This window comes from Streptomyces sp. NPDC054765 (assembly GCF_053612065.1).
In genome coordinates this window covers 36,272-46,911 of sequence record NZ_JBSHBP010000062.1, presented here as the reverse complement: position 1 = coordinate 46,911, position 10,640 = coordinate 36,272, and the positions used below count along the sequence as shown (strand labels likewise).

7 protein-coding genes and 1 pseudogene are annotated in these 10,640 nt (G+C 70.1%); 4 read left to right on the top strand and 4 right to left on the bottom strand.

Features of this window, described 5'->3' with window-relative positions; translation table 11 throughout:
* The 3 genes and pseudogenes from ACWGJY_RS29880 to ACWGJY_RS29870 all read right to left on the bottom strand — a co-directional run.
* Nucleotides 1-279 (bottom strand): annotated as a pseudogene (locus tag ACWGJY_RS29880) (hypothetical protein); the annotation flags it as partial.
* A 301-nt stretch (nt 280-580) separates the two neighbouring features.
* Nucleotides 581-2,800 carry an NADP-dependent isocitrate dehydrogenase gene (locus tag ACWGJY_RS29875; protein WP_453263980.1) on the bottom strand — a complete coding sequence of 740 codons (2,220 nt, stop codon included), beginning with the start codon at nt 2,798-2,800 and terminating at the stop codon, nt 581-583.
* A 395-nt stretch (nt 2,801-3,195) separates the two neighbouring features.
* Nucleotides 3,196-4,332, bottom strand: coding sequence for a substrate-binding domain-containing protein (locus ACWGJY_RS29870; protein WP_453263979.1), 1,137 nt, complete (start codon nt 4,330-4,332; stop codon nt 3,196-3,198).
* A 457-nt stretch (nt 4,333-4,789) separates the two neighbouring features.
* Here ACWGJY_RS29870 and ACWGJY_RS29865 point away from each other — a divergent pair, with 457 nt between their 5' ends.
* From ACWGJY_RS29865 to ACWGJY_RS29850, 4 genes are all read left to right on the top strand, one after another.
* Nucleotides 4,790-7,339, top strand: a complete 2,550-nt coding sequence (locus ACWGJY_RS29865) for an ATP-binding protein (RefSeq protein WP_453263978.1) — start codon at nt 4,790-4,792, stop codon at nt 7,337-7,339.
* A complete protein-coding gene (locus ACWGJY_RS29860; protein ID WP_453263977.1) occupies nt 7,320-7,796 on the top strand; it encodes a roadblock/LC7 domain-containing protein in 477 nt (158 codons plus the stop codon). The genes ACWGJY_RS29865 and ACWGJY_RS29860 overlap by 20 nt, the downstream gene beginning before the upstream one ends.
* A gap of 153 nt (nt 7,797-7,949) precedes the next feature.
* Nucleotides 7,950-8,366, top strand: a complete 417-nt coding sequence (locus tag ACWGJY_RS29855) for a DUF742 domain-containing protein (RefSeq protein WP_453263976.1) — start codon at nt 7,950-7,952, stop codon at nt 8,364-8,366.
* Nucleotides 8,314-8,928: a GTP-binding protein gene (locus ACWGJY_RS29850; RefSeq protein WP_453263975.1), complete on the top strand. Its 615-nt coding sequence runs from the start codon at nt 8,314-8,316 to the stop codon at nt 8,926-8,928. The genes ACWGJY_RS29855 and ACWGJY_RS29850 overlap by 53 nt, the downstream gene beginning before the upstream one ends.
* Before the next feature lie 151 nt (nt 8,929-9,079).
* On the opposite strand, the gene ACWGJY_RS29845 is transcribed toward ACWGJY_RS29850, so the two are convergent.
* On the bottom strand, nt 9,080-10,267 hold the full coding sequence (locus ACWGJY_RS29845) for a serine hydrolase domain-containing protein (protein ID WP_453263974.1): 1,188 nt from the start codon (nt 10,265-10,267) through the stop codon (nt 9,080-9,082).
* Between the last annotated feature and the right edge of the window lie 373 nt (nt 10,268-10,640).

Below are 10,640 nucleotides of genomic sequence, written 5' to 3'. Positions count from 1 at the left end.
TCGTGCCCCGGTGATCCGGTCGTTCGCATTGGCACGCTTGCCGACCGGAAGGTCTTTGGTCCACCGGAAGCGGACCCGGCCCACCTTGGGAATGTCCGGTTCGGCGCTGCGGGCTTCGAGGTCGGCGCCGCGCCGGTCCTGGAAGCGCAGGTTCGAGCGGGCGGCCTTGGGTCGCTCGTCGAGGGCGCGTTCGCGCCGCGTCGCTTCGCGTTCGTCGTCCTGTTCAGCGAGCGTGCGGGATGGGTGTTCGCCGGCCTGAGCCATCACTGCGGCGACCACGGCTCTGGCCTCGACCCACTTGGCGCACTCGACAAGAACCCATGCTGCCCACCGCCGGTAGGAGGGGCGAGGAGAGGGGGAGGAGGGGGCGAGGAGGGGTCCACGGCGTCATGATGTCGCGCGGGGCTTCGGAGCAACTGCTTCCGGCCGGCGCAAAGCGCGGAAGAATCGCCATGGCCCGCCTCGGCACCGGCACCGTGGGGGCAACGGGGCGGGGCGGCCTCACGCTTCCCGCGGAAACGGAACCGCCCCGGACGGCGGGGTGCCGGCCGGGGCGGAAGGATCTTCCGTGGCTGTCGCGTCAGCTGAGGGTCGCGAGGGCCTGGTTGAGGGTCGTCGACGGGCGCATGACCGCCGAGGCCTTCGCCACGGACGGCTGGAAGTAGCCGCCGATGTCGGCCGGCGAGCCCTGCACCGCGGTCAGCTCGTCGACGATGGTGCGCTCCTGCTCGGCCAGCGTCTTGGCGAGTGCCGCGAACGCCCCCGCGAGCTGTGCGTCGTCGGTCTGCTTCGCCAGCTCCTGGGCCCAGTAGAGCGCGAGGTAGAAGTGGCTGCCGCGGTTGTCGATGCCGCCGAGCTTGCGGCTGGGCGACTTGTTCTCGTTGAGGAAGGTGCCGGTGGCACGGTCGAGGGTGTCCGCGAGCACCTGGGCGCGCGCGTTGTCCGTCGTCTGGGCAAGGTGCTCGAAGCTGACCGCGAGCGCGAGGAACTCGCCCAGGCTGTCCCAGCGCAGGTAGTTCTCCTTGACCAGCTGCTGGACGTGCTTGGGCGCGGAGCCGCCGGCACCGGTCTCGAACAGCCCGCCGCCGTTCATGAGCGGGACGACCGAGAGCATCTTCGCGCTCGTGCCGAGTTCGAGGATCGGGAAGAGGTCGGTGAGGTAGTCACGCAGCACGTTGCCGGTGACGGAGATCGTGTCCTCACCGCGGCGGATGCGGTCGAGGGAGAACGTGATCGCGTCGACCGGCGCCAGGATCTCGATCTGCAGGCCCTCGGTGTCGTGCTCGGGGAGGTAGGCCTTGACCTTCTCGATCAGCTGCGCGTCGTGCGCACGGCCCTCGTCGAGCCAGAACACGGCCGGGTCGCCGGTCGCGCGGGCGCGGGTGACGGCGAGCTTGACCCAGTCGCGGATCGGCGCGTCCTTGGTCTGGCACATCCGGAAGATGTCACCGGCGCCGACGACCTGCTCGAGCACGGCGTTGCCGCTCTCGTCGAGGACCCGCACGGTGCCCGTGACCGGGATCTCGAAGGTCTTGTCGTGGCTGCCGTACTCCTCGGCCTTCTGCGCCATCAGGCCGACGTTCGGCACCGAACCCATGGTCGACGGGTCGTAGGCGCCGTTGGCGCGGCAGTCGTCGAGGACGGCCTGGTAGATGCCGGCGTAGCTGCTGTCGGGGAGGACCGCGAGGGTGTCGGCCTCCGCGCCGTCCGGGCCCCACATGTGACCGGAGGTGCGGATCATGGCCGGCATGGAGGCGTCGACGATGACATCGCTCGGCACGTGCAGGTTGCTGATGCCGCGGTCGGAGTCGACCATGGCGAGCGCCGGGCCCTCGGCCAGCTCGGCGTCGAAGGACGCCTTGATCTCGGCGCCGTCGGCCAGCGACTCCAGGCCCTTGTAGATGCCGCCGAGGCCGTCGTTCGGGGTCAGGCCGGCGGCGGCGAGCGACTCGCCGTACTGGGCGAAGGTCTTCGGGAAGAAGGCGCGGACCACATGGCCGAAGATGATCGGGTCGGAGACCTTCATCATCGTGGCCTTCAGGTGCACCGAGAACAGCACGCCCTCGGCCTTGGCACGGGCGACCTGCGCGGTGAGGAACTCCCGCAGCGCGGCCACCCGCATCACGGAGGCGTCGACGACCTCGCCGGCGAGGACCGGTACCGACTCGCGCAGGACGGTGGTGGAGCCGTCGTCGCCCGACAGCTCGATGCGCAGCGAGCCGTCCCAGCCGATGACCGCGGACTTCTCGGTGGAGCGGAAGTCGTCGACGCCCATGGTGGCGACGTTCGTCTTCGAGTCGCCCGTCCAGGCGCCCATGCGGTGCGGGTGCGCCTTGGCGTAGTTCTTCACCGACGCCGGTGCGCGGCGGTCGGAGTTGCCCTCGCGCAGGACCGGGTTGACGGCGCTGCCCTTGACCTTGTCGTAACGGGCGCGGATGTCCCGCTCCTCGTCGGTCTTCGGGTCGTCCGGGTAGTCGGGCAGCGCGTAGCCCTGCTCCTGCAGCTCGGCGACCGCGGCCTTGAGCTGCGGGATCGAGGCCGAGATGTTCGGCAGCTTGATGATGTTCGCGCCGGGAGTCTTGGCCAGCCGGCCGAGCTCGGCGAGGGCGTCCTCGATGCGCTGCCCCTCCTCCAGGCGCTCGGGGAAGCTTGCGATGATGCGCCCGGCCAGGGAGATGTCACGGGTCTCCACGCTGACGCCGGCCTTCGACGCGTATGCCTGGATCACAGGCAAGAACGAATACGTCGCCAGGGCCGGGGCCTCGTCAGTGTGGGTGTAGATGATGGTCGAGTCAGTCACCGGGTGCTCCGCTCCACGTCTGCAACATTGCTCGACATCAAGATATCTCGTGACCGGCCCCCACTCGACAGGACCCCACCCCGGGCAAAAGCGGAGGAATGGGTTCCGATCGGATTCGATGGGGGGAACCGGTGGCCGTCCAGCGGGGCGGCCGCTCCGCTCCCGGCACCTTTGGGACCCGGCCGGGCGGGCGGGAGCGGTGCGCGCGGGCGGGGCCGCGGACCGGGCGGCGCGGGCTGCTGCGAGTACGACATGAGCACTCCCCCAAGAATCCGTGACGGCGTGGCGAAGACCACCCCATGCCGTTGAATGTTGTACGGCCATGCCCGCCGGTGCCACGCACTCCGCCGCCCCGGAACAGCGCACCCGCCCACGGCCTCCACCGGGAGAGCACGTCATTCGCCCCAGATCTTGCGGTAGGCCTGGCGGAAGCCGTCGGAGTCCCAGGACAGCGCGCCGCCGCTGTTGGCGGCGGTGGCGATGTGAACGGGGGCGACGTACCCGCTGTCCCGGGCGCCGGTGAAGGCGCGGTTGAACTCGTCGATGATCTGCCAGCCCTGTTCGGAGAGGGGCTCGGGCACGGTGGCGGCCTGGAACTCCTTGCCGTTGACGCGCTCGAAGGCCGACGGGTCGCCGTCACCGGCGCCGATGTTGAAGGGGGCGCCGGCGCCGTCCTTGCCCGCGGCACGCAGGGCGGGGGCCGCATGCTGGAAGTACAGGTCGTTGATGGCGGCGGAATAGGTCCACTTGCCGCCGAAACGGGACAGCAGGGAGCGGACTTCCCCGATGGAGCGGCGATTGACCTGGGGAATGGGGATGTTGGTGTAGCTCAGCAGCCTGGTGCCGGCGCAGGTGGCGAGTTCCTTCTTGATCAGATCGGACTTGTGCTTCGCGAAGGGTACCGAGGCGTCGGTGAACAGGACCACGCCCGCATGGCCGTTGGACCGGGCGATGATCCAGTCGGCGCTGATCTTCGCGACGTCTTCGACCCGGGAGGTGATGTTGCTGAAGAGCTGCGGATCTTTACTGGGGCCGGGAGCTGCGGTGGCGTGCCAGCCGATCAGCGAAATTCCCGCCGCATGGGCCTTTTTGACGTCCTCCGCGGCCGTCCCGGGATCGAAACCGCTGATGACGATGCCATCCGGCTTGAGGCTGACGGCCTGCTTGAAGGCGGCCCGGAGGCCGCCGGGCGTGTCCTGGCCGTTGATGGTGCGGGCGTGCCATCCGACGATCTTGGCGGCTTCCTGGACACCTTGGGCGACGCCGGCGACGCCGGGATTCGTCAGGGTCTCGGCGACGTAGACGATGGTCTTGCCGTGGACGGCCCCGGGTCCGGTGGTGGGGCCCCTCCAGGGGGCGTTGGCCTCCTCGGCCTTCTTGACGGCCTGTTTGGCTCCGGAGAGGACGGTGGGACATCCGGGCTTCGAAGAGCTCTTGTGGGATGCGGTGGTGCCGCCGCCGGATTCGCAGCCGGCGACGGCCATGACCAGGAGTGCGGTGGCTGTCACAACCGCCTTGCGGGTGGGGTGCACGGGTCTCCTCGCACGGCAGGATGAGGATACGGGTTGGGGTGGGGGAGACAGGTTACGGGTGGCGATGCTCCGAGGGGCAGCCACCTTCGGGAGGGACGCCTACGCCGCCGGCGCCGCGCCCCGATGAGGAACGAGCCGCCCGCGCGCCGCTCCCCCGTGGGGGAGCCGCCCGCGCGCCGCTCCCCCACGGACACCGGACCGTCGGCCGGCCTGGCACACCGCAAGAGGGTAACGAACCAAATGTGACAAAGAGTTGAATACCGTTGGGCCATTGATGGGTCACCTCTTGCATGCGTGTGCACAAGCGGTAATGTTCGCGACCGGTTGGTCATGTGGCGCAATCTTTTCGCTCGCATGTAGGAGCAAACTTCGCAAACGCCACAGTCCCCCCGTCGTCGGCGGTCCGCAACAACACCACCTCGGTCACCGCTCAGGAGCACGTCGTAAGGAGGCCTGGGTGTCTGTGGACACAGTGGACCCGCCACACGAACTGGACCCGTCCAGGCGTTCACTGTTGCGGCCACGGTTCCGTCAGCAGGCGGGCGCCCTCCTGGCCCGATGGCCGTTCCGGCGGAAACTCAACGTTCTGGTGATCACGCCCGTCGCCGTCGTCGGCGTGCTTTTGGCCATCGGCGTCAACACTCAGGTGGAGAAGGCCCTGGACGCCGGCCGGACCGCGGAGCTGGTGCGCCACAGCGAGCAGGTCGCGAGGCTGATCAACGACGTACAGGCCGAAAACCGGCAGGCGATCCTGCTGTCCGTGGAGCAGGAGGCGATCCGGCCCGGCGCCGCCCTGCCGTCAACCGCCGCCTACCATCAGACGCAGCGCGACACCAATGCGCAGGTCACCGCCGTGCATTCGGCGTTCGGGGCGGGCCTGCCGAAGAAGGAGTCGCAGGCCCTTGACTACATCCGAGACCTGGCCGTACTGCGCGACAAGGTCGAACGGGGACCGGTTCCGGCCGCCGACATCGATCCCGCGTACGCTGCCGCGGTCGGCTACCTGATCGACGGCATCGGCCTCGACCGTTTCGCCGGTACCTCGTCGTCCTCGGTCACCCATCTCCTCGACACGGTGCTGCGTGCCGACGCCGCCCACGCGGCCTTCGAGAGCGGGGTGTTCTCCGCCCAGACCCGGGATGCCAACGCGCTCACCGAGTACACCCGTGCGGTCGGCGCCCACAAGCTCTACGAGGAACAGTCGGAACGTTTTGGCAGGCTCGCCGACCCGGACCAGGTCCTGCGCCTGGGCGGGATCGAGCGAGATGCCGAGGAGAACGGCATCGAGGCCCAGTTCGCGGAGCTCCAGATCGATCCGGGCTCCCTGCAGGGCCAGAGCCCGCATCAGCTGCGCAAGGCAATCACCGCCGGGACCCGGCAGGCCGAGGCCCGCCTCAACATCACCCGGTCGCTGACCGACCAGATCGCCGTCCAGGCCGACAGCCTCTCCCGCAGCGCCCTGGACAACGCGCTGGCGATGCTCGGCCTCGCCCTGCTCGGCTTCGCCTCCTGGCTGGCCTTCTCCGTCCTGGTCCGGCGCTCGGTCGTGCAGCCCCTGGCGGCCCTGACCGGCGCCGCCCAGCAGGTGGTCGACGTGGCCGGCGAGGAGCTCGCCAGGGTCGAGGACGACGAGTCGGCACAGCGCACCCCGCTGCAGCCGCAACCGATCCCCGTCCCGGTCCACGACGAGATCGGCCACCTGGCCGAGGCATTCAACCAGGTGCAGCTCACCGCCGCGGCACTGCTGGAACGGCAGGTGCTCAGCCGCCGCAACGTCGCCGAGATGTTCGGCAACGTGGGACGCCGTGTCAGCAACCTGACCTCACGCCAGCTCATGCTGATCGACGCCGTGGAGCGCGAGGAGACCGACCCCGACGTCCTGGAGCGGATGTATCGCATCGACCACCTCGCCGTACGCCTCCAGCGCAACGCCGACAGCCTGTTGCTGCTCGCCGGAGTCCGGGACCCCGAGGTGGAGGCCCGGCCCAGCACCCTGGCCAACGTCATACGGGCCGGGCTCGGCCGGATCGAGGGATACCAGCGGGTGTCCCTGCGGTCCGAGACGGAGGTCACCGTCGCGCCCGACGTCGTCGACGATCTGACGCTGATGCTCGCCGAACTGCTGGAGAACGCGGTCTCGTTCTCCCCGTCCGACACACCGGTCGAGGTCGTCGTCCGGCCCGGCACCGACGTCACCTCGGACGGTGGTGCCCTGATCGAGGTCATCGACCACGGTCTCGGGATGAGCGCGGAACGGCTCGGCGAGGAGAACTCCCGGCTGGTCCGCCGGGAACGGCTCGACCTCGTACCGACCAAGGTCCTCGGCCTGTTCGTGGTCGGAAACCTCGCCCGGCGCTCGGGCATACGGGTCGCCCTGAGCCGTACTCCGGGCGGCGGGGTCACCGGCACCGTCTGGCTCCCCTCCGCGCTGCTGCTGGCCGTGAACCCCGCCGCCTCACCGTCCCCGGCCGCGGACGTGGCCGGGGACGGGGACGGTGGGGCGGACAAGGCCGAGGGCAAGGCCGCCTCTGACGTGGCCGAGGCCGCGTCAGAGCACCCGGCAACGCCCAAGCGGGAGTCCACCGCGCCCGCACCCGGGCCCGCACCGGCCTCCGCCACGCCCCTGCCGGTGCGGACCCCCGCCGCCACGCCCGAACGGCGGCCGGCCGCCCCCTCACCCCGAAGCGAGCTCCCCCGGCGCCTCCCGCTCCGCCCGGAGGCGGAGCAGACCACCCCCGCGGTCGAGCCGCACCCGGAACAGTCCGGTCGGCCGCTGCGACGGCGGGTACGGGGTGCGACGCTCAACATGACCACCCCAACGGCTGACCGTACGGCCCAGGCCGTGCGCCGGCCTGTCGACGCCGACGCGGTCCGATCGGAACTCGACGCATTCGAGGCCGCCGTACGCAGGGCGGAGCAAGAGAGTGCCGCTGCCCCCAGGGATCCAGCGCCCTCGCCACACCAGCAACCCCGGAAGGAGTCGGGCAGTGACCACGCCGACAGGTAAGAGCAGTTCCGAGCGGGAGAAAGTCACCGATCTGACAGCCGCCGCGGCCGACTTCACCTGGCTGCTCGACCGGTTCGCCACCGAGACCGCCGGCGTCGTCGACGCCATCGCGGTGTCCTCCGACGGCCTGCTGATCGCCGTCTCCCAACTGCGCGAGCAGGCCGACTCCGAGCGGCTCGCAGCGATCGTGTCGGGCATCACGAGTCTGGCCGCCGGTGCGTCCGGCAACTACGGCCTCGGCGCCCTCAACAAGGTCATCATCGACTTGGCGGGCGGCCATGTGCTGGTGTCGGCCATCGGCTGCGGTGCCGTCCTCGGCGTGGTGACCTCAAGGGAGGCGAAACTCGGCAACATCGCCTACGAGATGACCCTCTTCGCCAACCGGGCCGGGAGCGCGCTCACCCCCCAACTGGTGCTGGAGCTGAAGAAGAGCGCCGGCGCCGCACCGGCCCGCTGACCCGTCCCCCACCGCGGAGACAGGGGGGCAGGCGCGAAGAAGAGGAGCATGATGGCCGCCGGTGAACCAGGACCGGACGAGGGTGGGGGTCCCCCCTGCTCTTGGGGGTCCCCCCGCTCGGGCGAAGCCGAGAGTGGCGGAGGAGCCGAGAGCTTGGAGGAGGGCAGCGCCCGGGGCCCGTCGGAGCCGGCCGGCCGCGCTCCCGCGATCCGGCCTTTCCTGCTGACCGCCGGCCGGGTGGCGGGGGGCGGGGCCGGCCCGCCGCTCCCGGTCGAGAGCCAGGTCGTGGCGACGTCGTCCGGGCTCGGTGTCCTGGGCTCGCTCGCCTTCGAACAACACGACATCGTCGCCGCCTCCCGACGGCCGCAGTCGGTGGCGGAACTGGCCGCCCGGCTGCGCCTCCACCTCAACGTGGTCCGGGTGCTGGCGGAGGACCTGTGCACCGCCGGACATCTGGCGGTCCACGTCCCGAACGCCACGACAGCCCAGGACATCTCCGTACTGCGAAGGGTTATTGATGGTCTGCGCACCGTCCCCGACTCACGGGACACACTCCGTGACAGCGGTTGAACAGCCGCCGGTACCGGTCAAGTTGGTCATCGCCGGCGGCTTCGGCGTCGGCAAGACCACGGCCGTGGGTTCGATCTCCGAGATCCGGCCACTGACCACGGAGGCCGCCATCACGGAGGTCGCGGCAGGCGTGGACGACCTCTCTCACACCCCCGGCAAGACCACCACCACCGTCGCCATGGACTTCGGCTGCCTCACCATCGACCCGACGCTGAAGCTCTACGTGTTCGGCACGCCGGGCCAGGACCGGTTCGGGTTCATGTGGGACGACGTGGTCGAGGGCGCTCTCGGCGGTCTGGTGATCGTGGACACCCGCCGCCTGGACGACTGTTACGCCGCAGTGGACTACTTCGAGCACAGGGACGTGCCGTTCGCCGTCGCCGTCAACGCGTTCGACGGTGAGGTCCACCACGACCTCGACGAGGTGCGGTGGGCACTGGACGTCTCCGACCATGTACCGCTGATCGTCTTCGACGCACGCAGGACGGGCTCGGTCCGGGATGCACTGCTGGTCGTACTCGAAGTGGCCCTGTCCCGCGCGGAAAGCACCACAGCGGGCTGACTCCGGGGCTCCTTCCCCGACTGCCGGCATACCCGCGGCCGGTACTCGTGCTGCTGCCGCTCCCGGTATTGCAGGGGGCCCACCCCGGTCCCGCTCGGGTTCCATGCCGGCGCAGCGGCCGATGCCGCACGGTCACGAGGAGCGCCGGGAGTTACCGGCAGAGGGCGGTGCCGAGGAGGGCCTGGACATCGGCGGGGCCCTGCTTGGTGGGCGGTTGGTCGGCGGTGACCGCGAGGGTGACGGCGCGGCCGTCGTCGGTGACACCGGCAAGCGTATGGTAGCCGGGGATGTCACCGCCGTGCCCCCATATCAGACCGCCACAGCTCAGCGGGGTGCTGGTCACGCCCAGCCCGTATCGGGTACCAGCCGGCCACACAGGAGTGTTGACCTTGACGGTGGTGCGCATCTGGGCGAGCTGCGCGGGCCCCAGCAGCTTGCCGCCCATCAGGGCGGAGAAGAAGCGGTTCAGGTCGCTGGGGGTGGAGATCAGCTGCCCGGCGGCCCAACCCGGTGAGGGGTCGAACTCGGTGATGTTCTCCAACCGCGCGCCGGGCTTTGTCGCGAAGTAGCCCTGGGGGTGGGCTTCGCGGATGCGCTCGTCGCCGACGCCGGGGAAGTAGGTATGGCGCAGCCCGATGCGGTCGATGACCCGCTTCGTGATCTGCTCGGACAGTGGGCGGCCGGTGACCTTCTCGACGAGCAGGCCGGCCACGACGTAGTTGGTGTTGCTGTACGACCAGCTGGTCCCGGGAACGAACAGCGCCTTGCGTGCCAGCGCCGCGTCGAGCAGCGTGCGGGGCTGGAGGTAGGTGTGGCGCTCCTTCTTGCCGGTGAAGTCGCCGAGGGCGTCGCTGTACTCGGGCAGTCCGCTGGTGTGCTGGAGCAGCTGACGTACCGTGATGCGGCGGCCGTCGATGCCCTTGCCCCGCACCAGATGCGGCAGGTACCGCTCGATCGGGGCATCGAGAGCGACCTTGCCCTCACCGACGAGTTGCAGGACAACCGTGGCGGTGAACGCCTTGGTGTTGCTCCCCACCCGCACCTGCCCGTCGACCGGCACCTTCGCCCCGGTCCTCAAGTCCGCCACCCCGGCCGTGTAGTGGTGGGTGCGCCCGTCACGGCCGACGACGGAGGCCAGGGCGGCGGGGTAGCGGTCCTGGTGCACCAGACGGTCCAGACCCTGCCGTACGACATCACCAGAGCCGTGAGCCTGCGCCGCGGACGAGGGCAAAGTGCCGCCCACGGCCAGGGCGGAAGCCATCACCGCCGCCATCACGATCACCCGCCGCCGCCCGGACGAGGTGCGAACACGCGGAACCTGAGGAGAACGATCGAGCATGGGGAAACCCTCCAGGTGCACCCTGCCGGGTGCCTCGGAAATCCTGACCCGCTCAGCCTGCGCGTTCAAGATCTGCTCAACCATCCGGACAGCGGGCCCCTGCACAGTAGGGATAACCCCCTGACCCCGGAGCGGCTGTTCCCCCTCATGTGCCGCGGCCCTGCGCCGACGTCGGCCGGCGGCGCGGTCCGGCCATGGGCACGTCCCCGGTCGTCGAGGGCCCCGGCCCGTTGTCATCGCAACGTACCGTGGCAGCCCTTCCGCCAAGACCGGCTCCGGGAAGTCCACCATGACCGAACAGCTCCGGGACGTGGCAGCCCGCTCCGCGTTCCTCGGACATCGAGTGCTGAGTGCACGCCTTGCGGACCGGTGG

Coding starts and splice junctions, on each gene's coding strand:
- ACWGJY_RS29850 (WP_453263975.1), top strand. CDS start 8,314: ATGGTCTGCGCACCGTCCCCGACTCACGGGACACACTCCGTGACAGCG.
- ACWGJY_RS29845 (WP_453263974.1), bottom strand. CDS start 10,267: ATGCTCGATCGTTCTCCTCAGGTTCCGCGTGTTCGCACCTCGTCCGGG.